At 48.6% G+C, this 23,335-nt stretch carries 19 protein-coding genes; 9 read left to right on the top strand and 10 right to left on the bottom strand.

Annotated elements, in window-relative coordinates:
* Positions 1 to 8 precede the first annotated feature (8 nt).
* The gene (locus tag K5X84_RS00905; RefSeq protein WP_222236268.1) at positions 9 to 2,672 is read right to left on the bottom strand and encodes a M14 family zinc carboxypeptidase; all 2,664 of its coding nucleotides are present in this window, start codon (positions 2,670 to 2,672) and stop codon (positions 9 to 11) included.
* Positions 2,673 to 2,780: 108 nt separating this feature from the next.
* On the opposite strand from K5X84_RS00905, the gene K5X84_RS00900 reads away from it, so the two are divergent.
* On the top strand, positions 2,781 to 3,971 hold the full coding sequence (locus tag K5X84_RS00900; protein WP_222236266.1) for a murein transglycosylase domain-containing protein: 1,191 nt from the start codon (positions 2,781 to 2,783) through the stop codon (positions 3,969 to 3,971).
* On the opposite strand, the gene K5X84_RS00895 is transcribed toward K5X84_RS00900, so the two are convergent.
* Positions 3,965 to 4,504 (bottom strand): hemerythrin domain-containing protein, encoded by a 540-nt coding sequence (locus K5X84_RS00895; RefSeq protein ID WP_222236264.1) that lies wholly within the window; start codon positions 4,502 to 4,504, stop codon positions 3,965 to 3,967. The two genes, K5X84_RS00900 and K5X84_RS00895, sit on opposite strands and share 7 nt — an antisense overlap.
* A 187-nt stretch (positions 4,505 to 4,691) precedes the next feature.
* On the opposite strand from K5X84_RS00895, the gene norR reads away from it, so the two are divergent.
* Genes norR through K5X84_RS00880 form a run of 3 tightly spaced genes read left to right on the top strand, consistent with a single transcriptional unit; the run spans position 4,692 to position 7,389 of the window.
* Positions 4,692 to 6,236 (top strand): nitric oxide reductase transcriptional regulator NorR, encoded by a 1,545-nt coding sequence (norR, locus tag K5X84_RS00890; protein ID WP_222236262.1) that lies wholly within the window; start codon positions 4,692 to 4,694, stop codon positions 6,234 to 6,236.
* Complete coding sequence (locus tag K5X84_RS00885; protein WP_222236260.1) at positions 6,233 to 6,637, top strand: YbaN family protein; 405 nt, start codon at positions 6,233 to 6,235, stop codon at positions 6,635 to 6,637. The genes norR and K5X84_RS00885 overlap by 4 nt, the downstream gene beginning before the upstream one ends.
* Positions 6,634 to 7,389: a HesA/MoeB/ThiF family protein gene (locus K5X84_RS00880; RefSeq protein ID WP_222236259.1), complete on the top strand. Its 756-nt coding sequence runs from the start codon at positions 6,634 to 6,636 to the stop codon at positions 7,387 to 7,389. The genes K5X84_RS00885 and K5X84_RS00880 overlap by 4 nt, the downstream gene beginning before the upstream one ends.
* Here K5X84_RS00880 and K5X84_RS00875 read toward each other — a convergent pair.
* A complete protein-coding gene (locus K5X84_RS00875; protein WP_222236963.1) occupies positions 7,386 to 8,588 on the bottom strand; it encodes an NnrS family protein in 1,203 nt (400 codons plus the stop codon). The genes K5X84_RS00880 and K5X84_RS00875 overlap by 4 nt on opposite strands.
* A gap of 311 nt (positions 8,589 to 8,899) precedes the next feature.
* Between K5X84_RS00875 and K5X84_RS00870 the strand changes: the two genes are divergently transcribed.
* Both K5X84_RS00870 and K5X84_RS00865 read left to right on the top strand, forming a co-directional pair.
* A complete protein-coding gene (locus K5X84_RS00870) occupies positions 8,900 to 11,569 on the top strand; it encodes a nitrate/nitrite transporter (protein WP_222236257.1) in 2,670 nt (889 codons plus the stop codon).
* A 35-nt stretch (positions 11,570 to 11,604) separates the two neighbouring features.
* The gene (locus K5X84_RS00865) at positions 11,605 to 11,787 is read left to right on the top strand and encodes an SLAC1 family transporter (protein ID WP_159430341.1); all 183 of its coding nucleotides are present in this window, start codon (positions 11,605 to 11,607) and stop codon (positions 11,785 to 11,787) included.
* Here the strand turns inward: K5X84_RS00865 and mog are convergent, their stop codons facing one another.
* The 3 genes from mog to ubiU are packed head-to-tail and all read right to left on the bottom strand — an operon-like array spanning position 11,788 to position 14,231.
* Entirely contained in the window at positions 11,788 to 12,327 is a 540-nt protein-coding gene (mog, locus tag K5X84_RS00860) for a molybdopterin adenylyltransferase (RefSeq protein ID WP_222236255.1), read from the bottom strand.
* A 33-nt stretch (positions 12,328 to 12,360) separates the two neighbouring features.
* Positions 12,361 to 13,233: a U32 family peptidase gene (locus tag K5X84_RS00855; RefSeq protein WP_054489065.1), complete on the bottom strand. Its 873-nt coding sequence runs from the start codon at positions 13,231 to 13,233 to the stop codon at positions 12,361 to 12,363.
* A 5-nt stretch (positions 13,234 to 13,238) separates the two neighbouring features.
* Positions 13,239 to 14,231 (bottom strand): ubiquinone anaerobic biosynthesis protein UbiU, encoded by a 993-nt coding sequence (gene ubiU / locus K5X84_RS00850; protein WP_054488625.1) that lies wholly within the window; start codon positions 14,229 to 14,231, stop codon positions 13,239 to 13,241.
* A gap of 94 nt (positions 14,232 to 14,325) precedes the next feature.
* Here ubiU and ubiT point away from each other — a divergent pair, with 94 nt between their 5' ends.
* Entirely contained in the window at positions 14,326 to 14,823 is a 498-nt protein-coding gene (gene ubiT, locus K5X84_RS00845) for a ubiquinone anaerobic biosynthesis accessory factor UbiT (protein WP_222236253.1), read from the top strand.
* A gap of 34 nt (positions 14,824 to 14,857) precedes the next feature.
* Positions 14,858 to 16,219: an oxygen-independent coproporphyrinogen III oxidase gene (hemN, locus tag K5X84_RS00840; RefSeq protein ID WP_222236251.1), complete on the top strand. Its 1,362-nt coding sequence runs from the start codon at positions 14,858 to 14,860 to the stop codon at positions 16,217 to 16,219.
* Between the two features lie 187 nt (positions 16,220 to 16,406).
* On the opposite strand, the gene nhaD is transcribed toward hemN, so the two are convergent.
* The 4 genes from nhaD to nrdG all read right to left on the bottom strand — a co-directional run bounded on the left by nhaD (position 16,407) and on the right by nrdG (position 20,694).
* Positions 16,407 to 17,840 carry a sodium:proton antiporter NhaD gene (gene nhaD, locus K5X84_RS00835; protein WP_054488631.1) on the bottom strand — a complete coding sequence of 478 codons (1,434 nt, stop codon included), beginning with the start codon at positions 17,838 to 17,840 and terminating at the stop codon, positions 16,407 to 16,409.
* Positions 17,841 to 17,864: 24 nt separating this feature from the next.
* Positions 17,865 to 18,269 (bottom strand): hypothetical protein, encoded by a 405-nt coding sequence (locus K5X84_RS00830; protein ID WP_054488633.1) that lies wholly within the window; start codon positions 18,267 to 18,269, stop codon positions 17,865 to 17,867.
* Positions 18,270 to 18,379: 110 nt separating this feature from the next.
* A complete protein-coding gene (nrdD, locus tag K5X84_RS00825; RefSeq protein ID WP_054488636.1) occupies positions 18,380 to 20,218 on the bottom strand; it encodes an anaerobic ribonucleoside-triphosphate reductase in 1,839 nt (612 codons plus the stop codon).
* 2 nt (positions 20,219 to 20,220) lie between these two features.
* Positions 20,221 to 20,694, bottom strand: coding sequence for an anaerobic ribonucleoside-triphosphate reductase activating protein (gene nrdG / locus K5X84_RS00820; protein WP_199494022.1), 474 nt, complete (start codon positions 20,692 to 20,694; stop codon positions 20,221 to 20,223).
* 374 nt (positions 20,695 to 21,068) lie between these two features.
* On the opposite strand from nrdG, the gene K5X84_RS00815 reads away from it, so the two are divergent.
* Positions 21,069 to 23,309 (top strand): nitric-oxide reductase large subunit, encoded by a 2,241-nt coding sequence (locus K5X84_RS00815; protein ID WP_222236249.1) that lies wholly within the window; start codon positions 21,069 to 21,071, stop codon positions 23,307 to 23,309.
* The last annotated feature ends 26 nt before the right edge of the window (positions 23,310 to 23,335 follow it).

The raw sequence follows: 23,335 nt of genomic DNA, 5'->3' as shown, positions 1-23,335 counted from the left end.
TCAGACTCCTATTGTGCTTTTGCCGGCGCCAGGAACAGCGCATTCATCAGCAAGGTGTTTAAACCGTCCATGTAAGCGCGGTAAGTGGGTTCCTGAGTAAAGCTGATAACCATACCATTACCCGTTGGCTGCCACATTAATAGCGGTTTGTAAGGCAGTTGCTGTGCAATGTCATCCCACAAAAAGCCGCTCGCCAGCATATCGTCCGCACCCGCAAACCAGGCAATATTTCTACCCTGGTTGATATCAATAGGTGTAAACACATCGTTGCCGTTATAAATACTGATAACCTGTGGCTTTACACCGGCACTTAACCAGTGGTCGGTATCCACCTCAGCATTTAGCAGCGCACCGGGCACCCAGTCCGGGTCAGCGCCGTGCGGCTTTATTTCCGTTAAGAACTGCTCGCGGCTTTCAATGACTTTACCGTCCACTTTAGTTTCGTCTTCCGGTTTAGTAACGCCCTCTTCGGGGACTTTGCGCTCAAGCTTGGTATCTAACAGTCCGGCTTCAACGGCCCAGGCAGAGGCGCTGCCTAAGGTTAATAAAACACCGCCGTCTGACACCCACTGCTTAATTTTCTCAACCGCTTTGTCATTTAAGACATCTGCGTAGCGCCCCTCCGGCAGGATCAGAACATCAAGACCGTCCAAATCAGAACGAAGCAACTGCATGGTGCGAATAGCTGTTACCGGATAGCCCATCTGACGCTCAATAACAAAGCGTGTATGGCCCGCATTATAGGCATTGACGGGTTCGTCCCAGGCAATAGCAATGTTTGGCGCTTCCAGCTTACTCACATTATGTGAACCGAAGTTCGGACCGGCGGTCATCCAGCTTGAATCGACGCCTTCAACGGTTGCGCCAGAGGCTTTAGCCAGTTCCTGCAGTTTTGCCTGTAAGCCACCCTGGTTGTCTGCGCGGGTTAAAATGAGCGAACCACTTGGAAAATCGCCGGCGCTTTCATGAGTAAAGGCTAATTCGCTTTGGCGAACTTCCAGGCCTTCCCGCAAGGCGGCAGTAAGGAAGCGACCCGCATTCATGTCACCCCAACGAACCAAAAAGGCCACCTTGGCGTCCGGGTTAATGACCTTACCTGGCTCAATGCGCCCTTCTTCAACCGAGGCCGTGGCAACATCCGGCAGGTCATCACACTGATGACTGTCAACGTTAAACATTAATGGCAGTGACCAACCGGTTACATCATAAATTTGGTCCGGCAGGTTGTTGTTTCGGCGTTGTTCCTGCTCGGCCAAAAAGTCATCCGCCATGTCCACTTGCTCATCCATTAAGGTGCGTATCATGCGGTGTGCAGGTTGTGCCATATCAATGATGTAAGCGCCGACTTCATAGTCAGTTCCGCACACATCAAAGGCTTCCTCCGCCTGGTTCACATCAGCACCCTGCTCAACCAACAAGGACGCCAGCTTGCGCGCAGCAGCCGGATCATCTTTGGCGGGCAGAATAATAGAGCGGACATCGCCGTCTTCACCGGCTTCAACCGCTGATTTACGGTATTCCCAGAACTTCTGCAACAAGGCTTCTCGACGCTCGGAAACCGTCTGTATTGTCGAAATAGACGCAATAAAATGCTGTTGAACACCATCGGCGTAGGTCAGCACGTCGCCGTCTTCGCGCTCAAACAAATGTCCACGCGCCGAAGCCATTTCATAAGTCATAGCAACGGAGCCCTGATAAAGCGGCCAACTGGCGCCATAACCCGGATAAAAGGCATCAAAAATTTCACGGGTAAAGTAATCAAAGCCTTTTTCATCAAACCACTGACCATTATTTTTACCAATCCAGTTCAGCGTTTCGCGCTGCGCTTCGGTTATCAGTGGGTTATAAGGCCGCGCCTCGGGTGTGAAGTAGTATGTGGAATCACCGCTCATTTCGTGCAGGTCAACAAACACCAGCGGATAATATTTTAGTAAGGCGTCAATTTGTCCGCTTATTTCAGGCTGCGTCAGCGCAATCCAGTCGCGGTTCATATCAAACAGGTAATGGTTAGTGCGCCCGTTCGGCCAGGGTTCGTTATGCTCTGCACTGCGACGATCGCCTGAGTGCTCAAGCCCAACACTCATGTAGTAACGATCCACAAAACGAGCCCGCCCATCGGGGTTTTGCAATGGATCAATAAACACCATGGTGTTGTCCAGCCACTGCTGAGTCTGCTCACGCTGGTCATGCAGTAAATGATAAGCCGTCATCATAGCCGCTTCGGGCGAGGAAATTTCATTGCCGTGAACGCCATAGGACAGCCAGATGCTACCGGGCAATTGGTCAATTAACTGCTCGGCGTCATCGCTGTCGGTTTTACGCGGGTCAGCCAAGGACTGCATTCCCTGCATGAAGCCGTCAAAGTCGGCCATGTTCCTTTCACTGGAAATAACCGCATAATAAAGCGTGCGTCCTTCCCAACTTTTGCCGTACTCAAGCAGTTTTACCTGTTTAGGATAGGCCTGCTTCAGTGCTTCAAAGTAATGGCTCATATCCGCCGGGCTGGTAATTTTGGTACCCATTGGGTAACCCAGAACCTGCTCGACGGTCACTTCGGAGTCGCTGTAACTGGCTTCGGGAAGTAAGGAACTTTCGCCGGACAGCTGCTGTGCATGGGTGGGTATCACGAACCACGAGGCGGCTATCAGCGCCGCTAATTTGAGACTGCGCATCTTCATTCCTGTTGTTTTACACACTGCCGAAACAATGCTTAGGGTTTATTTTTATGTCTCCCTAATGTAAAAGCTTGAACAAGGGAAGTGAAGCTCAATTTAGGCGCTATGAATAAAAAGACTCAAATAATCACACTAATGGTGGCTTTAACTACCACAATAATTCTGGCCGGCTGTGAAGTGACACCGAATAACGTCAGGCGAGTAGTTACTTCCGGCATCCTCAGCGGAAATGACCCCACAGCGGTTGTTGAGTCGTTAGCTCGTGAGCGCCTCAATAGCTACCGCAGCAACCCCCGTCAGCTTATTAGCGATATTGAAGATCTGCGCAAAGCGCTGCGCGACCTTCGTACCGTTGCCGAAGCCATTTGGGGTGAAGAAAAGGACACGGTTCCCAGCGAGAAAAAGTACGTTAAATACAGCGATAACTTTCATGCCAAAGCCGTTGTTGATTTTGAGCAAGGCCTGCTGACCGTAGCCACTTTGCATGACAGCAACAATCCCGCCGAAACCCGGCAAAAATTGCAGGCGGCGATTGTACGCACGCTGCTGACACCCGCCGATCTCACCGCCGTGGATATATTTACCGATAAAGAGCCGGAAGGTTCAGGAAAGCCCTTTTTACGAGGCCAGGTTGTTGACCAGGACAATGTGGTGGTCGAATACCAGTGGCGAGCAAAGCGTTTTGCTGAGTATTTAGTTAACAACAAGCTTCGTACTCGCCGTGCCAAAGACAACGACGTTTATGAAGTACAAATTGCGCTGGTGGACGATCATAAATCGCTACGCAAACACCAATATTCCGATTACGTGATAGCTGCCGCGAAACGCTACGATATTGAGCCTGAGCTTATTTACGCCATTATTGAAACCGAAAGCAGCTTCAACCCTTATGCGGTAAGCCATGCCAATGCTTATGGCTTAATGCAGGTGGTGGCAGCTACCGCCGGGCGAGATGTCTTTGAGCGGGTACGTGAAGTTCCCGGCCAACCAACCTCTGAGCAGCTGTTTGACCCCGCCCAGAACATTGATATAGGCAGTGCCTACTTACACATTCTCAATACCCAGTATTTAAAAGGCGTACGAAACCCAAGCAGCCGCGAATACGCTATAGTCTCCGCATATAACGGCGGCGCCGGCAATGTACTAAAAACCTTTTCATCCAACCGCAACAGAGCCATACAGATAATGAACCGAAGTCAGCCCGGCGTTATTTACCGGGACTTAACTTCAAAACACCCTTTGGCTGAAAGCCGCCGGTACCTGGAAAAGGTGATGTACTTTAAGCAAAATTACTGACAAGACCCACAGCAAAAATCTTTACCGTGTACCGGTGCTGCCGCTTTCTTCTCGACAAAAAGGACGTTGTTTTCCAGGTAAATATGCTCGCGTAAGTCGTCCTGCAACTCTTTCAGGCCGTTATAAAGCGCAGTCCAGGTGCCACAGGCGCCTTCAGGCAAAGTCAGGTTGTTGGTCAGTTCATCAATTTTATTGATTTCGTCTTCGTGCTGCACGTGTTCTTCTTCCATGACTGAAATTGGGCCACTTGGATAGACTCCGCGCGACAACATTGGGAACAGAATTTGCTCTTCTTTCATCATGTGGCTTTCCAACTCCTGCAACATATTGTCTAAGTGCTCAGCCAGACCATTAGGCGCTTCGGCATGATCACCGTGAACCTCTTCCACGCGCATAGCTAACTGCTTTAGTTCCGGTAACTGCTCGCGATGACGTTGATGAAAGCGCAAATAGATGTGCTCGATTAATTCCTGTGAGCCAGAATCCTGCCACTTTTGTTCAGCAGCTTGTAAACGTTCATTTAAAGTATTCATGGGGTAACTCCTGTTTGCTAAATTAAAATTTTCAGCCGTTACTTAACGGTCTAAACTCTCGCTATGGCTGTTGATTGCAACAAACAGGCCAGCTTCTACCCCATTGTGATTATTGACTCTCCGGGGTGCCAAGGTACTATCAACCCAACCAATAAGGGTCTTTTTAACCTGAGCAGTCAATTTAACCATGTTACAAGAAAGTCTATTAGCAGACCTGCTGACCGAGCAGCCTGCCGCCGTTCGTTTACAGAATTTGGTCAATACCTTACGCCGTCATTTCAACTGTGGGGCGGTGGTGTTACTAAAACTGGATAACGAGGTACTTCAACCCGTCGCTATTCAGGGCCTGGTGCGCGAAGCTCTGGGTCGTCGCTTCGTGGTTGCGCAACACCCACGGCTGGCAGCACTGCTGGCTTCCCGCAGCCCGGTAAGGTTTGAGCATGACTCTTCGTTACCAGACCCTTATGACGGTTTATTAGCGGAGCAGCCGGGTAATGCACTGCCCGTACACGACTGCATGGGAATCAGCTTGTACCTGGAAAACAAATGCTGGGGGGTGCTGACATTAGATGCCTTGCAGCCGGGCACCTTTACCGATGATTCCATACTCGAGCTGCAAAAGTTCAGTTTATTCGTTGAAACAGCGGTGCGTATTGGCCAGCTTGAGCAAAACGTCAGAGCCTTGCGTCAGGGGCAACAACGCGCCATGCCGCAATCCGGAGCGACGGAAACCAACGATTCTGAAATTATTGGTCAGAGCAAAGCCATAGAAGGTGTTCTGAAAGAACTTAGAGTTGTCGCCGGTGCTGACTTACCGGTACTGCTTTTAGGGGAAACCGGCGTCGGTAAAGAACTCTTCGCACGCGAACTTCACTTATTGTCGCAGCGCAGCGATATGCCACTTATTTATGTTAACTGTGCTGCGCTGCCAGAATCCTTAGCTGAAAGTGAGCTCTTTGGTCATGTTAAAGGCGCTTTCTCCGGTGCTACCAGTGACCGTTCCGGGCGCTTTGAGGCGGCTCATGGCGGCACCTTATTTCTGGATGAAGTGGGCGAACTGCCACTGTCGATACAGGCCAAGCTGCTACGGGTTCTGCAAAACGGAGAAATACAGAGACTGGGTTCGGACAAGTATCGTAAAGTAGACGTGCGCCTGATAGCAGCCACCAACCGTAACCTGCGCCAGCAAGTCAGTAATGAAACCTTCCGTGCGGATTTATACCACCGCCTGTCGGTTTACCCGTTACCCATACCTCCTTTGCGTGAGCGCGATGACGATGTGTCGATTCTGGCCGGTCACTTTCTTGAGTTAAACCGCGCGCGCCTGGGGCTTCGTGCTTTGCGGCTGTCGCCGGAAGCGGAACTGGCCATACAGCAGTATCAGTGGCCGGGTAATGTGCGCGAACTGGAGCACGTAATAAGCCGCGCGGCCATTAAGCTGCTGAGCCATGGCGTTGAGAAAAGCGATATTGCGACCATTGAGCCGGACATGTTGGATCTCGATGTTCAGTTACCCATGTCAGCCTCTCTGGATTCCGATAAAAACACCGGAGGAGCCGAGTTGCCCGTGCATAACGTTTCCATGAAGGAGGCGGTTAGCTACACCCAAAGAAAAATGATTGAAGCGGCTTTGAGTCGGCATAACAACAGCTGGAGTCAAGCTGCTAAAGACCTGCAACTGGACGCCAGTAACCTGCACAAAATGGCAAGCCGGCTGGGAATGAAGTCATGACCCGGGAGTTGTTGATTCGGTTGCTCTGGCGCGCTCTGGCCCTATTTTTTGTACTACTGGGGCTGGTTGGTATTGCTCTGCCGGTGATGCCGACCGTTCCTTTTCTTATCGCCGCGCTTTGGGCCGCCAGCAAAGGCTGGCCTCGTTTAGAGGCCTGGCTGATTAACCACCCCAAATACGGTCCGGATATTAGAGCCTGGCGCGATAATCGCGTCATAAAACGCCGTTCCAAAGTCATAGCCCTGATTATGATGGCAACAGGTTATTTGGTGTTATGGTTATTGGTTCCACAGGTTCCCGTGTGGTTAAAAGGGCTGGTGGGTGTGGCCTTACTCACCGTGGGTTACTGGCTGGCCACTCGCCCTGAATTTGTACCTGAAAATAATGGAAACTCGTTATGAGTAAAACCCTTTCTCATCAGCAGATGTTGAAGTACAACCGGCACATTGCGCTACCGGCTATGGACTTAGAAGGCCAGGAAAGGTTACTAAACGCCCATGTGGTCATCATTGGCCTGGGCGGATTAGGATGCGCCGTGGCACCTTATTTAACCGCGGCCGGTATTGGGAAGATCACTTTAGTCGATGACGATGTAATTGACCGTCATAACCTGCAACGCCAAATTCTGTTTACCGAAAGCAGCGTAGGGAATAACAAAGCAGAGCAAGCTCGCCAGCACCTGATGCAGCTGAATAGCGAGGCTGATATTACATCACTCCCGGTACGGGCAGATGAGGCTTTGCTGGCCAAACTGACAAAAGAAGCCACGCTCATTGTCGATTGCTGCGATAACCTGACGACACGTAACAGCGTTAATAAAGCGTGCCTAAAAAGTAAAACGCCTTTGGTTTCCGGCTCTGCCATTCGTTTTGAGGGCCAGATTGCCAGCTTTTCTATGCAAAACAGTTCGCCCTGCTACGCCTGTTACAGCCAGTTTTTTGGTGAGCAGCAACTCAGTTGTACAGAAGCCGGTGTTTTGTCTCCTTTGGTGGGGGTGGTAGGTACCATGCAGGCTGTCGAAGCAATAAAAATAGCGGCTGGTATTGGCCAGCCGCTGTATTCATCGGTATTGCTTTTTGATGCGCTGCACAGTGACTGGCAGCGGCTCAATATTCAGAAGCACCCGCAGTGCCCACACTGTGCAGACCTTTAACCCGGGTTACCATCAGCACGCGGCGTAGTCAGTACTTTAAAGTAAACCACAACGTAAATACCGTAAGCCAAAGCCCAGGCTAAAGTGCTGAACATGAGCCACTGGCTGGTTAACTCTGGTGCCAGCCACATTAGAAAGACCCGGGTCAGTGCCGCAATTAGCACCAATAAGAATGCACCGGTCATAATCAGTTTGGGCTGCAATGGACGGCCACTGTGCCCCAGGGATACCCGGGCTATCATGCTCAAAATCATATTACCCATAGCACCAGCGGTCAGTGCGTGCAATGCCAGGCTCTGAGTCAGCTCAAAACCGGCATAGCGCAGTGCAAATAGCGCCAGCCCAACCGGAATAAACCAGTAGGCCAAATGCAGCGACCACAATAACGGCACCCGCCAGGTCATCCAGATTTTCCAGCGCGCTACCCGTATCGCTGTAGCAACAGCTGAAACGGTAAATAAGAAGACCATCACCTGACTGGGTAAAATGGTGTGCAGATTCAAAAAGTGAACCGCAAAAATAAGCCACAAGCTGCCCAGCGCAATGCGATCAAGCCAGACAATCGGCTGTACTTTCGGTGTCATGGTGCCGTTGGCGGTAAACATGGGCAGTACCCGGCCGCCAATAATTGCCATAAGCAAGGTCACCAGGAACACCGCATTGTAGGCACCAAGAATTTGAATATGGTACTGACCAAAGTGCAAGCCATAATGCATAAGCAAATTACAAACTGTCAGCAACAACAGAATGGGGACAAAAAACAGATTTCGGGTCTGATTCACCTTGATCACCATGCGCCCGAACAAAAATGCAGCAACAGGTAAAAGGCTGACATCGACAGCCGCAACCAGCCACCAGGGCAACTCACTCCCAAACAAAAGACCCAGCCGCGCTGCTGCCCATAATACCGTCAGAATAAGCAAGGTATTGCCGTGAGGTGCCCTAAGCCCCGTCCAGTTCTGCACCGCGGTTAACAAGAAACCAAGCACAATAGCGATAACAAAGCCGAACATCATTTCATGGGAGTGCCAGAACATGATGTTGCCATACACGGGCAAATCGACCTTTCCACCAAGTGCCAGCCCCCACAACAGCATAGCGATGGCGCTAAACCCTGCTCCCAGCAGGAACAGCGGTCGAAATGCCTGGCGCAGAATTGGAATTAACTGCTCTTCTTTTTGTTTGTCTGTGATCTGCATCATTGTCACCGCTTAATTTTTAAAGGTACATTTGTAATATATCTTTTATTTATCGGAAAATCGACTGCTTACTCGCGAAAATAAGTTAGTACCCCTTAGTTGATTTCGTTTCTTTATGGCAAGTAAAAATTACCCATTAAGGGGTAGCCTCCTCGCTTTTAACAGGCTTTCCCAAGACACTTGAAACTACCCTTAAAGTAGCATTACCAGAACCTACCGCTTCGTCCTAGTCTTTTGATACTAAAGCATTTTATTGCAGTTAACAGTAAAGTTTAGCCATCTGACTTAATGGATCTAACTGGAGGTCTTTCATGAACCAACCCCTGTCAGTCACAGGTGGTCAACGCAACAGAGCGCTCGCTATTTCAACGCTGGCGTTCACGCTTTGTTTTGCGGTCTGGACCATCTTTTCAATCATCGGCATTCAGATAAAGGCCGACTTCAACTTAACTGACACTCAGTTGGGCTTACTGATGGCAACCCCGGTATTAACGGGTTCTATCAGCCGTATGTTCCTGGGTATCTGGACCGACCGGTATGGTGGTCGCAAAGTTTTCAGTATTCTCATGTTACTGACCGCAGCCTGTGTCTATTTGCTCACCTTTGCTAACAGCTACATTATGTTGTTGATTGCCGCATTAGGTGTTGGCCTGGCCGGTGGTTCATTCATTGTTGGTGTCACCTATACGGCGGCCTGGTTTAACGACGTAAAAGAAAAGCAAGGCACCGCACTAGGGATTTTCGGAGCCGGTAATGTTGGCTCGGCGGTAACTAACTTTGGTGCTCCGTTTCTGCTAATAGCCCTTGGTTGGCAGGGTACTGCGCAAATTTATGCAACGGTACTAGCGATTGCCGGTGTTGTTTTCCTTTTCCTCGCAAAAGACGATCCGCTAAAAGAAACTCGTCAGGAACTTCAGCAAAAAGGTTTTTGGGAGCAGCTGTCGCCCCTTGGTGATCTTCGTGTCTGGCGCTTCTCACTTTACTACTTCTTTGTTTTTGGTGCTTTTGTCGCGTTAGCCTTATGGTTGCCGCACTACCTTATCGGTGTTTACGAGCTGGATATAAAAACGGCCGGTATGATAGCGGCACTTTACACTATCCCTGCTTCGTTGTTTCGTATTCTGGGCGGTTGGATGTCTGACAAATACGGGGCTCGTCGAGTCATGTACTGGACATTCATTGCATCGGTAATTTGTACTTTCTTACTGAGTTATCCCAGCACCGAATACGCGGTTAAAGGGGTAAACCAGACTTATAACTTCCACTTCGAAATCACTTTACTTGGCTTTGTTTTCCTTACTTTTGCACTCGGCTTCTTTATGTCGCTGGGTAAAGCGGCAGTATTTAAACATATACCCGTTTACTATCCTAAAAGCGTAGGCGCAGTCGGTGGTGTGGTCGGTATGATTGGTGGTTTAGGTGGCTTCCTGCTGCCATTAACCTTCGGCATGCTGAACGATGTGATTGGTGTATGGCAGAGCAGCTTTATGCTGTTATTCGTTATTGCAGCAGCCGCACTGGCGTGGATGCATTTTGCTATTCTTCGCGCAGAGCGTGTTGAGTATCGCGAAGACCGCGAAGAACGCGACCTGCCCGAGCTGTCCACTCCGAACTCTATGGTGCTGGATGACTGGCGTCCGGAAGATAAAACCTTCTGGGAAGAAAAAGGCAAACGCATTGCCACCCGTAACCTGTGGATTTCCATACCGAACCTGTTCTTGGCGTTCGCAGTCTGGACTATCTGGAGTATTCTGGTAGTCAAAATGCCGGCTCTCGGCTTCCCTTACAGCCAAAACGAACTGTTCTGGTTAGCGGCACTGCCAGCATTGTCGGGTGCGACCTTGCGGATCTTCTATAGCTTCATGGTGCCGATATTTGGTGGCCGTCGCTGGACAGCAATATCGACAGCGTCCTTACTACTACCGTGTATTTGGATTGGCTTTGCCGTTCAAAATACCGATACGCCATACATGATCATGCTGATTCTTGCATTATTGTGCGGCTTTGGTGGCGGTAACTTCTCGTCCAGTATGTCCAACATCAGCTTTTTCTATCCACATAAGGAAAAAGGCGGTGCCTTGGGCATGAATGCTGGTCTGGGTAACCTGGGTGTATCGGGTATGCAGTTACTGGCGCCGCTGGTTATTGCCGCCAGTGTGTTTGGTGGTATGGGAGGTGACCCACTGGTGATCCAGGAAGGTGCGAATGCGGGTCAGGAAGTCTGGCTGCAAAACGCTGCGTTCTTGTGGGTTCCGTTAATTGTTATTGGCTCTGTCGCAGCCTGGTTTGGTATGAACGACATTTCCTCAGCGAAAGCTTCGTTCAGTGATCAAGCCGTTATCTTCAAACGCAGTCATAATTGGATCATGTGTATCCTTTATTTGGGAACGTTCGGAAGCTTTATCGGCTTCGCGGCTGGCTTCCCTCTGCTGTCGGGTATGCTGTTCCCTGAAGTTGACCCAACTGCTTACGCTTTCCTTGGTCCGTTAGTCGGTGCTTTGGCTCGTCCCGTCGGTGGTATCGTCGCTGACAAGCTAGGCGGTGCAAGGGTAACCTTCTGGAACTTCCTGCTGATGATTGCCGGCGTAGCGGGTGTCATGTACTTCCTGCCAATAGCGGGTACTGAAGGCAACTTCTGGGGCTTCTTTGCTGCCTTTATGGTGCTGTTTATTGCAACGGGTATTGGCAACGGCTCCACTTTCCGTATGGTTCCGGTCATTTTCCTGAACCAGCGCAAACGCGAACTGGGCGATACCAATGAAGCCATTAAGCAGGGCAATAAAGAATCGGCTGCGGTTATTGGTTTTATCTCGGCATTCGCAGCCTACGGCGGCTTCTTTATCCCGAAAGCTTATGGTTCATCCATTAGTCTGACAGGAAGTGTATCCGCTGCCTTAGTGAGCTTTATTGTCTTCTACGCTATATGCAGCGTGATAACCTGGTGGTTCTACTCTCGTAAAAACGCACCAGACCCCTGCTAAACCGTCTGGGCTCAGGTATGAAAACTATGAGTCTAATGAGTAAAGCAAAAGAACTGTCACCAGCCTACTTTGGGCTGGTGATGGCAACAGGAATCATCGCCATTGCTGCCCACCAGCAGCAATGGCCTTCAGCCTTCTTTTACATTGCACTGCTGGCTTGGGGAGTCACTTTTATTGGGTTGTGCCGAAGCCTGTTGCGGCTCCGGCAGCAGAAGTAACTACTTACTTTTGGGACGGAAGGGCTTAATGATCGATTCATCGCACTCAAGGTAAGGCCCATCCATAAGATCAATGCAATACGGCACTGCCGGAAATACAGCGTCCAGACATTGCCGAATGGCCTTAGGTTTACCCGGTAAGTTAATAATCAATGACGAGCCTCTGAGCCCTGCTGTTTGCCGCGACAAAATGGCGGTAGGAACGTACTTTAAAGACTCCTGTCGCATTAATTCACCGAAACCCGGCATCATCCGGTCGCAAACGGCTTCTGTCGCTTCAGGTGTGACATCGCGTTTGGCCGGCCCGGTTCCGCCGGTGGTTACTACCAGACAACAGCCTTCTTTATCCACTAAGTCTTTAATGGTGGACTCAATAAGCGGCTGCTCATCGGCTATAATCCGGTACTCCGCCTGCCATTCAGAGGTTAGGTAGTCTTTTAGTGTATCTTTTATCGCCTGCCCGGAAATGTCTTCATACACTCCGGCACTGGCCCTGTCACTAACGGTTAGTACACCAATTCGAGCTATTTTCTCTGACATAGTTATCCTTTTCGCTATAAATGCTTTGTTCCGTTACGCCGTTGCCAAACCCGCAAGCTGTAACCAATAGCCGTTACTTTCTTTACTATTTAGTTTTACGGGTTGCTCACCATCGACATTGTTACGGAAACGCCCTAGCCAGTCAAAAGTCCCTTCCGGCTGCGGGCTTATGCGTACAATATCAACCAGATCTTTCATACTGGGTAATTGATTTATAAGATTATAGCGGGTACCCGATTGCGTCTGAATGCCATTAAGCACAAACACCTGCTGCCCTTCCTGGCTTTTAACTTCGCGGCCTTCCGGATACTTTATGCAACACAGTTCGCACTGATCCTTCGGGCGGTTTTCTGACCGCGCAGTAAAGCAGCGTCCAGACCAGGCCAGTGGCATATGACCGAAAGAAAACACCTCCACCTCAAAACAGTCTCTCACCGTATTAATCAGGTTTTGCTGTAAAATATCCTGCAGCCAGTCACGCGAGAGTTCAAAAGGCGCAACCCAACGCGTCATGCCCATATCAATTAAGCGGCGCAGGCTCTGATGATTATAAATATTAATAGCCGGCCCGGCGGTAAAGTTAAGCCCCTGTTCCTGCAATATACCAATGGCGCTGACATCATTAGCTTCAACATCAAATTCACCATTGTCACAATACTTACCCAGCTCTCTTAATTCAGCAGGTGCCTCTAGTAAGGTCATGGTCGACAGCGTCACTTTCTTACCCGCTTCTCTTAGCATGTGCGCTATTGTCAGGTAGTCATCCAGCTTCAACTCACGCCGCTTGCTACAGACAGTTTCACCAAGATACACATGTTCAACATCCGACTCGGCAGCCTGCTGGTAAAAATCAAAGACCTGTTGTTTTGGCCAAAAGTACAGGTTAGGTCCTAAAGAAAACTTCATGTTGGTTACTTCCATTTCCGGTGGTACGCGCCGAGCGTCGTTTGACTGCCCTCAGAAAGCGAGGACAGAACTGAGTTCCAGTTATCTGCCACTTCAAAGTTGTCGGGGTCGGCCATAACCGTGTCTATAGCCTGACGCCACACTCTGGTAATTTGTGATACATAAGCCGGACTGCGCTGTCGCCCTTCAATTTTTAAGGAGGCAATGCCTTCTTTATAAAGTTGCGGCAACAGGCTCAAGGTGTTCAGGCTGGTAGGCTCTTCCAGCACGTTGTAAATTTCGTCATCGACCGAAAAGCGTCCCTTACACAAAGTGGGGTAACCGGCTTTTTCGTTTTCATCAAAACGATCAATGAGCACACCGTTAAGCCGAGATTCCAGCTTGTTGTCCTGTTCGTCCCACTCCACAAAAGCGGCGGGCGAGCAGGCTCCTGCGGTATTAGGTGATTCACCGGTCAGGTAAGAACTTAAGTAGCAGCGCCCTTCCGCCATAATGCAGAGACTACCGAAGGCAAACACCTCCAGCTCAACGTCGGTTGTGCGCGCCAGCGCCCGTACCTGCTGCATAGACAGAACCCGGGGTAAAACGACCCTGGAAACACCAAACTGCTGGTAAAATCGAATGGCACCTGCGTTGGTTGCAGAAGCCTGCACCGATAAGTGCCGCTCAACTCTCGGGTACCTTTCCGCCGCATAAGCCAAAACCGCTAAGTCAGCAATAATCAGCACATCGGCACCGGCCAGTACGGCATCATCGACCGCTTGCCGCCATTTTTCCCAACTGTTGGCATGGGCAAAGGTGTTAATAGCAACATGCAGTTTACGGCCATGCTTATGCACGTAGTCCGCTGCTTCCGATAACTTCATCTGGTTTAAATTCAAACCTGCAAAATGACGCGCATTGGTTTCATCTTTTAGCCCCACATAAACCGCATCGGCACCATTTTCTATAGCCGCTTTTAATGCAGGGATACTTCCGGCTGGACATAACAATTCCATCTGAAACCTCTATTTAACTATTTTGTAGCGCCTTATTTGTTTATTTATTATAGTGCCCAAGTCTTTTATTTTGTTGTTATCTATGGAGCAAAAAATGAATACCACCAATTGGGTATCTTCTATACCTAAAATAATTCAGCCAATAAATAAATTAATACCAGAGCGCATTATTAACTTTGGATCTGAACAATTATTAAACCGCTTATTTAAAGAAGAAATAATATCGGGTGATCTTGACTTTATTTCTGAAAGAGTTATTGAGATAAAAGTAAAAGATATTGATTTATCACTCTTTTTAACCTTAAAAGAGAACCAGCTAAAGACCCTCAATAGCCCCGCCAAGGCTGACGTTCAGCTCTCAGCAGATGGTGACACCCTGCTTTTATTGATTTATGGCAAGGTTGATCCTGACACTTTATTTTTTAACCGAAAGTTAATGGTAAAAGGCAATACCGAATTAGGGTTACATTTAAAAAACTTCTTAGACACTATTGAGGTAAATCAAAAGCTTCCCAAGGCCTTATTTTTAATAGGCGACCGCTTTAGCGGTTTTATTTATAAAGAAAAAGGTGAAACAATACAGATAAGTTAATTAAATAAGTTTTGACCGAGGTCAAGAGGTGGTTATGAGTACAGTTACCTGGGATAAAGAATTAATCGAAAAATACAACATTAATGGACCTCGTTATACGTCTTATCCCACGGCGTTGATGCTTTCCGAACAATTTTCAGAAAACCGCATTGAAGCCGCACTAAAAAATGCAGGTGACGGACTCTGTTTGTATTTGCACTTACCGTTTTGCCATAAGCTTTGCTACTACTGTGGTTGCAATAAGGTGATCACCCGCCATCAGCACAAGGCCGATAGATATTTGGATTACCTGGCCAAAGAAATGGCGATGTACCAACCCATGGTAAAGGACAAGAAAATCCGCCAAATTCATTTGGGCGGCGGTACTCCAACCTTTTTGACTGAACAGCAGTTGACCCGGTTGATGGACTTGGTTCACGAGAACTTTACTTTTGCCAGTAACCCCGAAGTCAGTATTGAGATTGACCCACGCAGTTGCAGTGATGAAAAACTTCGCCATTTGCGCGAATTAGGCTTCAACCGTGTCAGCTACGGCGTACAAGACTTTGACAAAAAAGTTCAGATTGCTATCAACCGCGTACAGGATGTCGATTTAATTGCTCACCAGCTGAAGCTGAGTAAAGAGCTGGGTTTTGACTCAATCAACTTAGACTTGATTTACGGACTGCCCTACCAACGTCCGGAAACCTTTAGGAAGTCCATTGAGCAAGTAATTGAAATGGACCCTGACCGTATTTCGGTATTCAGCTATGCGCATTTGCCCGAACGCTTTGCCGGGCAGAAGAAAATACCAGAAGAGTCCATTCCACAACCTTCGGTTAAGTTAAGCCTGCTGGAACAAGCCATTACTCAGCTTAGCGAGGCTGGTTATCAGTTTATTGGCATGGACCACTTTGCGAAGAAAGACGACGGTCTGGCAATTGCTCAGCGCGAAGGTCGTTTGCAACGTAACTTCCAGGGCTATACGACCGACGGGCAGGATGCATTACTGGGCCTGGGCGTATCATCCATTAGCCAGGTAAACGGTGTGCTCTGGCAACATGAAAAAGAGCTACCGGCTTACTACAAAATGATAGATAGCGGACAAAAGCCCATTATCAAAGGCATGGCATTAACGGACGAGGATAAAATTCGCGCCGCTCTGATTTCTCAGGTTATCTGCCACTTTGAGCTGGATATTGAGGCCTTTAAAGCCGAGTGGAATATCGATGACTTCTGGGCACATTTCGCCGAAGCCATACCGCTATTGAAGCCATTTATCGAAGACGGCTTAGTTGATGTATCGGATAAAAAGCTGCGTGTCACAGAATTAGGTCGCCTGTGGGTTCGCAGCATCTGCGCATGCTTTGACGAATACCTGGACCACGGCCAGAACCGCTACTCCAAAGTGGTTTAGTAGAAAGAGGTAAACCGGTCTTCATACGCTTGGGGCGATCAGGAAAGGACGTTCACGTGGTTAGAGCTTCCAACTCAGAGAGTGAGTAGCGCCAAGGATGGCGCCACTCAAGCCCCCAGGGGTAGGTTTACGGCGTCTCTCTGAGAACAGAAGCCCTGCCCTGAGAGAGCTCTTCCCTTCCCACTAACTAAATATGAAACGTTGTTTCGTTAAGCCACAGGTGCAGTAATATGCTGGCTATGTAACCTAGTGCTATGACCGGGGTCCATTTCAGGTGGGAGGCAAAGGTGTAGTAGCCTCTGGCCTGCCCCATTAGAGCGACACCGGCTGCTGACCCAATGGAGAGTAAGCTACCACCGGTACCTGCGGTTAGGGTAATGAGCAACCACTGACCATGTGACATATCGGGTTCCATCGACAGTACAGCAAACATGACCGGAATGTTGTCAATGACCGCCGAAACGACACCCAGAATGGTATTCGCCATTGTCGCACTCATACCGCCGTAAAGCGTTTCAGAAAGCAGGCTCAGATACCCCATAAAGCCAAGACCGCCAACGCATAAAACGATTCCGTAGAAGAACAACAGGGTGTCCCACTCCGCTCGCGAAACCCGGCTGAAAACATCAAAGGGCACCACACCACCTAATTGTTCCAGGCGCTTTTGGTCGCCTACGCGCTCTGCCATCGCTCGTTTACGAGCTAGAGAGCCTGGTAGTGTCATACGTAAGAAGTAACCGAAGAACTGTAGATAACCTAAGCCCATCATCATGCCCAGCACAGGCGGCAGGTGCAGTACAATATGACAAGTTACCGCTGTAGCTACCGTCAGTAAGAATAAGGCGGTAATTCGCAGCGCACCACGTTTTAGTTCCACCTCGGTGTGCAGTGTTGTAGGCTTTTTATTTTCAATGAAAAAGCTCATCACAATTGCCGGTACTAAATAGTTAGCAACCGATGGCAAGAACAAACGAAGAAACTCAGTAAAAGTGACCTGTCCTGCCTGCCATACCATTAACGTGGTGATATCACCAAAGGGGCTGAAGGCACCACCCGCGTTGGCCGCAACCACAATACTGACACAACATAAGGCGACAAATTTCTTATCGTCCTGGGCAACTTTCATGACCACGGCACACATCAATAAGGCAGTCGTTAAGTTATCCGCCACCGGAGAAATAAAGAAGGCCAGTAAGCCGGTTATCCAAAACAGCTGCTTATAACTAAAGCCTTTTTTCAGTAACCAGGCTCGCAGTGCATCGAACAAACGGCGCTCTTCCATGGCGTTTATATAGGTCATGGCCACCAACAGGAAAAGCATCAATTCCGCAAACTCAAGCAGGTTATGGCGAAATGCGGATTCGGCCATAGCGGCCTGATCACCGGTATACACCCAGCCAATTAAAATCCAGATGAGGCCGGCGGCAACCAATACCGGTTTTGACTTACGCATATGGAGCTTTTCTTCGCCCATCACCAAAATGTAGGCGAGAACAAAGATGATAATGGCGGTGTAGCCAACAGTAGACTGGGTTAAATCAAAAGGAGAGATGGCGGGCTCTGCCGCCAGTGCCGATACCGAAAAAAACAGGGTAATAACGGTAATCAGAAATTTTGTCATGGCCACATAGGGCGCAGCGTACCTCTACAGTAACTGCACCAACTCTCCTTGTCGGTTAATGGTTAAAAAATGTTTGATCATGCCGGCCTGAATTTGTTGCACCATCATTTCCAGTGGCTGGCTGGCTTCGTCGCTTGAAATGGGATGACCGCCGCGGCCGTCCATTGCGCTGATAAACGCAATATCCCAGTCAATGTCGGTGCGTTTAGACTCTTCAACCAACGCAGAAAAGTCTTCGACTTCTTCGGGCAGTTTATCGACACAAAGTACCGGCTCTAATGTGCCGCCTTCCTGTGTTTCGAATTGCTGCTTCTGACTGTCTGTCGGTTGCTCGGGGAGTTGCGCTTTTGCCAACACAAACAGCAAACGCTGAGGTTCGTGTTGTTGTTTTGCTGCTTTTATAAAGTCTTGATAACTATTGATTTCCATGGCTTCACCTGAATTTCCGGAAGTGCGCGCGGAGAATACCATAAAAGCGCAATTTTAAGGCATGAAAAAAGAGGGAGGCGGGCTCCCTCTTTATGGGTAGTTTTCAAATTTTAGCTGGCTTTTCGCAGCCCAATATTGGCTTGCGCTGCGCCAACAGCAACCTCTGACGGCTGTTTACGGTGATAATGACGCAAATGATGCTCTTTGCGTCGACCTGCGCTAAATGCCGATACACGTTTAAGGTAGCCAATAACCCGTGTACCGTAGTCTATGTCTGCAGAGCCACAGCTGGAACATTCGCTTAAGGTGCGTTTATCAATCTGTTCGCAGGCATTACAAATGGTAATTTTGACGTTAATGCAGAAGTAGTTACAGCCGGTTTTTGCAGCAATATTCAGTAACGACAAATACCCTGAGGTATTGAGCTTTTCATCAAGGTTTAAGTGCAGAGCCGAACCGCCGTCCAGGTATTCAATCAACTCTTTTCCATGAAGAACAAGCTTATCCAATGCATTGGCGTCGTCGTCTTCTACCGCATAAAAATAGGAGTTGTAGCAGTCACGGCTCACTTTGTAGCCGTCAGCTCTGTCCCACTTAGCGTTTTTCACACCCAGGTTTTCTGCTGGCACGAACTCGGTATTGAACATATAGCCGTATTCTTTTTTCGCGGCTTTATTAGCGTCGTAAATCACTTTTAAATGGCTTTGCACAAAGTCTTTATAAGCCTGGTTGTTACCTGCGGTAATCCCCTGCGACTCAGCCGCTTCAACCATGCCGTTAATGCCTATAGTCAGGAACTGCTTGTCCAGAGTAATAAAGCCGGCATCATAAACGGTTAACAGACCCGCTTCTTTATATTCTTCCATCAACTTTCTGTAAGCCACCTGATATTTGTGAATTTTGCTGACTTCCTCCTCTAAATCTCTGCCATCCTGAACCAAGCGGTTCATGTTCATGGTGATGACATTAATAGAGCCTGTAGCGACACCACCGGCACCCAGGGTATAAGAAAAGGTATTGTCGCTAATTTCGCTGCGTAGTCGGCAACATGAAGCTAACGAGTCGGCATTGTCGGATAAGTAGACAAAGAAAGAATTACCATTAGCCATTTCTCCGGCGATTTTCTCTGCAAATAACTGATCTTTGCACTGACCGTCGTCGGTTAACATGGCAACCGTCACCACCGGGAAGGTTAGAATCGTTTTTTCGCGTTCCTTATTAAACCAGTCCAGGAAGAAGTCCTGCAGCGCGCTCACCGAACTCCATTCCGGCTTAGTGAAGTCCGCAGGGAAAACAAACTCACCAAACATACTGTCAAAGTAATGCTGGTCGTAAATAGAGATATTCCAGAACACACTTTGGTAGCCGCGAGCCGCCGCTGGCTGATTCAGAGCATACACCACGTGCTGCAAGTGGTTTTCAATTTGGTGGCGATGGGTGTTTAAGTAATCGTCGCCGTAGTCTTTACGGGCAAAGTAGTCGAAGTAGGTTAAGAACTCGACCGTAGCAACCGCTCCGGCAAACTGGGAGCTTACAGCAAAAACAAAGTTAACAAAGGTGCCGCAGAACGACTCTAAATGTTTAGGTGCCTGAGATTCGCCGCCCAGCTTCGTTAAGCCGTCACGTAAAAACGGGTACATAGTGACTGAAACACAGTAAGGCTTCAGGCTGGTTTCGTCATGCACGTAAATTTCATGGTCCTCAATTTGACGAACGTATTCTTTTGCCAGGTCATTACCAAAAAGTTCACTGATTTTATTGCTGACCTGTTTGCGGTTAACCTGCACAAAAAAGTCTTTCATTAACTCGGCTTCAAGTGTTGCTATGTTCTTTTGTGTGACGTTGGCGTTTGCATCCATTTTTGAGCCATCGGCTGCATTTTGAGCATGTAAATACTCGTGGATGAAATCGACTTTGCCAGTGACTTGTTCTTCGTTTAAGCGCAACATAATTATTCTCCTGTTTGAAACTCGCAGTTCAATAACTGCTGTGTCCGTAAGTCATAGAATCGTTGGTTGGTCGTTGGACTTTCCAAGCCGCCCCGGGCAGCTATCCACGGTCCGGTTTTTAGATAAGTCAGTTGTTCACGAAGCGCTAGTGAGACGTTTTCATAGCCGGTATACAGACAAGTCTCCAGCCCTTCATTTTTTATTTGCTTTAATAGTTTCAGTAGTGCCGTTGGCTGCCACTCGCCCCCCAAAAATAAAACGCAGCTAATTAATCCGCGATATTTTTGCAACTGCTGCTGAAGGTGCTCCTCCGTCAGCGGCTCCCCACTTCCGACCGGCCAGCTATCCACACTATGGCAACCTTTGCACCCAACCGGGCAGCCGGTAATGGTGTAAGCTAACGCCACTTCTCCCGGAACTTCCTGCCAGACAATCTGTTCCGCGCTGTAATGCAGTCTTGTGGGGTAAACCGGCATAAAACACCATATATCGTTAGTTATTTAAAATTTAACACTACATATTGTGTTTCTAGCATAGGAGAGTCTGATGCGAATGCATTGATCCTGCTCAAGGTTTAAGCAGAAAGGAATAAAGCTGCCAACTCGCCTGAAGAGATACCTCTTTTAGGGTAGAAATGACCTTTAGGGTACTTTTAACCACGCCAGTTAAAACAACCTAATAAAACTCAGTCATAAAAACCCTATTTAAAATAAAAACTATAATAATCAACACTTTAAAAAGTGGCCTCAATATTGCAATTAGGTAAACGCATAGTGAATTAATCAAAATTCTCTGTTCATAAACCTATGGAGTAACAACATGAAGCTGTTCAGCATCAAGGAGGTCAATAATGGCCGGGTATCGTAAGCTTTGGTGGACATTAATTGCAGTTCTTGCAATTACCTTTGGCGTTTTAGGGTATTTTGGAACGGAAGTTTACCGGGAGGCTCCGCCTATTCCGGATAAGTTCATGAGTACCAATGGTAACGTCGTTGCAACCGAGGAATCGGTTTTAGACGGGCAGACAGCCTGGCAGTCGGTTGGCGGCATGCAGCTTGGCTCAATTTGGGGACATGGTGCTTACCAGGCTCCGGACTGGACAGCTGACTGGCTACACCGTGAGTTGCTGGCCTGGTTAGACATTCGTGCCCACGAAGTCTTCGATAAGCCTTATGAACAGCTTACTGGTGTACAACAGAACCAACTTGAGTACGAACTTAAGGAAGAGTATCGCACCAACACCTACGATAAAGCCTCAGACACCGTTACTCTTAGTGAGCGACGCATTCAGGCTATTGAACAAACGGGTGAGTACTACTCAAAACTGTTCAGCGATGACCCGGAGCTTCGCCCTACTCGCGTAAGCTATGCAATGAAGGAAAACACTCTGCCTTCAGCTGAGCGTCGTGCAGTAATGAACGACTTTTTCTTCTGGACCGCATGGGCAGCTGCTACTGAACGTCCAGGTGCAGACATCACCTATACCAACAACTGGCCACATGAAACCTTGATAGATAACGTGCCTAGCGCAGAAAACATTATCTGGTCCATTGTCAGTGTTATCCTATTGATCGCCGGTATTGGTTTCTTAATTTGGGCGTGGGCATTCTTACGCGACAAAGAAGAAGAGGAACTGGTTGCGCCAGAGCATGATCCTATTGCTAAGGTTAAGCTGACTCCATCGCAAAAAGCTTTGGGCAAATATTTGTTTATCGTTGTTGCTCTGTTCACTTTCCAGGTGTTAATGGGTGGTCTAACCGCGCACTACACAGTAGAAGGGCAAGAGTTCTACGGTATTAATATTTCAGAGTGGTTCCCCTACTCACTAACTCGTACCTGGCATATTCAGGCCGCCATGTTCTGGATAGCGACCGGGTTCTTGTCTGCAGGACTCTTCCTTGCCCCGATTATTAACGGTGGTAAAGATCCTAAGTATCAGAAACTGGGTGTCGACATCCTGTTCTGGGCACTGGTCCTGGTTGTCGCGGGTACCTTTATCGGTAACTGGTTAGCCATTGCGCAAATCATGCCTGAACACCTGAACTTCTGGTTAGGTCACCAGGGCTATGAGTACGTCGATTTAGGTCGCTTATGGCAAATTGGTAAGTTCCTGGGTATCGTCTTCTGGTTAGTACTGATGATGCGCTGTGTTGTTGGTGCCTTCAAAGAGAAAGGCGACAAGAACTTACTGGCACTCTTCACCGCCTCAGTCGTTGCCATTGGCCTGTTCTACGGTGCCGGCTTCTTCTACGGCGAGCGTACTCACATTTCTATCATGGAATACTGGCGCTGGTGGATTGTTCACCTGTGGGTAGAAGGCTTCTTCGAAGTATTTGCCACTGCCTCACTGGCGTTCATTTTCCACAGCATGGGTTTGGTTTCCCGCCGTATGGCAACCGTTGCAGCACTGGCCTCAGCGTCATTGTTTATGCTGGGCGGTGTCCCGGGTACCTTCCACCACTTGTACTTCTCAGGCACAACCACACCGGTTATGGCCGTGGGCGCTACTTTCTCAGCGTTAGAAGTGGTACCGCTAATTGTGCTGGGCTATGAAGCCTGGGAAAACTACAGCCTGCAAAAACGTGCTGACTGGATGCAACGCCTTAAATGGCCACTACTGTGCTTCGTTGCCGTTGCGTTCTGGAATATGTTAGGCGCCGGCGTATTAGGCTTCATGATCAACCCGCCTATCTCGCTGTACTATGTACAAGGTCTGAACACTACGCCTACTCACGCACACGCAGCACTATTCGGTGTGTACGGATTCCTGGCACTGGGCTTTGTATTGCTGATACTGCGCTACATTCGTCCGAACCTGCAGTTCGACGAGAAACTGATGAAAATGGCCTTCTGGACAATGAACATTGGCTTAGTGCTAATGCTCTTCACCAGCTTGCTGCCAGTCGGTTTCATTCAGTTCTACGCCGCTGCGACTGAAGGTTTATGGTACGCACGTAGTGAAGCCTTCATGCAACAGCCTCTGCTTCAGAACCTACGTTGGTTCCGTACCGTCGGCGATATGGTCTTCATCGTCGGTGCACTAGGCATCAGCTGGCAAGTTGTAAAAGGCTTAAAGCATAAATCTGCTTAACCCTTAATAAACCAGGCTTCTACAAC

It is taken from the genome of Idiomarina abyssalis, assembly GCF_019797805.1.
In the GTDB taxonomy this organism is placed as follows: Bacteria; Pseudomonadota; Gammaproteobacteria; order Enterobacterales; family Alteromonadaceae; genus Idiomarina; species Idiomarina abyssalis.
The sequence above is the reverse complement of the archived record's forward strand: the minus strand, read 5'-3'. Positions and strand labels throughout refer to the sequence as shown.

Excerpts from the sequence above, each read along its gene's own strand:
- K5X84_RS00905 (WP_222236268.1), bottom strand. The coding sequence starts at position 2,672 with ATGCGCAGTCTCAAATTAGCGGCGCTGATAGCCGCCTCGTGGTTCGTG.
- K5X84_RS00900 (WP_222236266.1), top strand. The coding sequence starts at position 2,781 with ATGAATAAAAAGACTCAAATAATCACACTAATGGTGGCTTTAACTACC.
- K5X84_RS00895 (WP_222236264.1), bottom strand. The coding sequence starts at position 4,504 with ATGAATACTTTAAATGAACGTTTACAAGCTGCTGAACAAAAGTGGCAG.
- norR (WP_222236262.1), top strand. The coding sequence starts at position 4,692 with ATGTTACAAGAAAGTCTATTAGCAGACCTGCTGACCGAGCAGCCTGCC.
- K5X84_RS00885 (WP_222236260.1), top strand. The coding sequence starts at position 6,233 with ATGACCCGGGAGTTGTTGATTCGGTTGCTCTGGCGCGCTCTGGCCCTA.
- K5X84_RS00880 (WP_222236259.1), top strand. The coding sequence starts at position 6,634 with ATGAGTAAAACCCTTTCTCATCAGCAGATGTTGAAGTACAACCGGCAC.
- K5X84_RS00875 (WP_222236963.1), bottom strand. The coding sequence starts at position 8,588 with ATGCAGATCACAGACAAACAAAAAGAAGAGCAGTTAATTCCAATTCTG.
- K5X84_RS00870 (WP_222236257.1), top strand. The coding sequence starts at position 8,900 with ATGAACCAACCCCTGTCAGTCACAGGTGGTCAACGCAACAGAGCGCTC.
- K5X84_RS00865 (WP_159430341.1), top strand. The coding sequence starts at position 11,605 with ATGAGTAAAGCAAAAGAACTGTCACCAGCCTACTTTGGGCTGGTGATG.
- mog (WP_222236255.1), bottom strand. The coding sequence starts at position 12,327 with ATGTCAGAGAAAATAGCTCGAATTGGTGTACTAACCGTTAGTGACAGG.
- K5X84_RS00855 (WP_054489065.1), bottom strand. The coding sequence starts at position 13,233 with ATGAAGTTTTCTTTAGGACCTAACCTGTACTTTTGGCCAAAACAACAG.
- ubiU (WP_054488625.1), bottom strand. The coding sequence starts at position 14,231 with ATGGAATTGTTATGTCCAGCCGGAAGTATCCCTGCATTAAAAGCGGCT.
- ubiT (WP_222236253.1), top strand. The coding sequence starts at position 14,326 with ATGAATACCACCAATTGGGTATCTTCTATACCTAAAATAATTCAGCCA.
- hemN (WP_222236251.1), top strand. The coding sequence starts at position 14,858 with ATGAGTACAGTTACCTGGGATAAAGAATTAATCGAAAAATACAACATT.
- nhaD (WP_054488631.1), bottom strand. The coding sequence starts at position 17,840 with ATGACAAAATTTCTGATTACCGTTATTACCCTGTTTTTTTCGGTATCG.
- K5X84_RS00830 (WP_054488633.1), bottom strand. The coding sequence starts at position 18,269 with ATGGAAATCAATAGTTATCAAGACTTTATAAAAGCAGCAAAACAACAA.
- nrdD (WP_054488636.1), bottom strand. The coding sequence starts at position 20,218 with ATGTTGCGCTTAAACGAAGAACAAGTCACTGGCAAAGTCGATTTCATC.
- nrdG (WP_199494022.1), bottom strand. The coding sequence starts at position 20,694 with ATGCCGGTTTACCCCACAAGACTGCATTACAGCGCGGAACAGATTGTC.
- K5X84_RS00815 (WP_222236249.1), top strand. The coding sequence starts at position 21,069 with ATGGCCGGGTATCGTAAGCTTTGGTGGACATTAATTGCAGTTCTTGCA.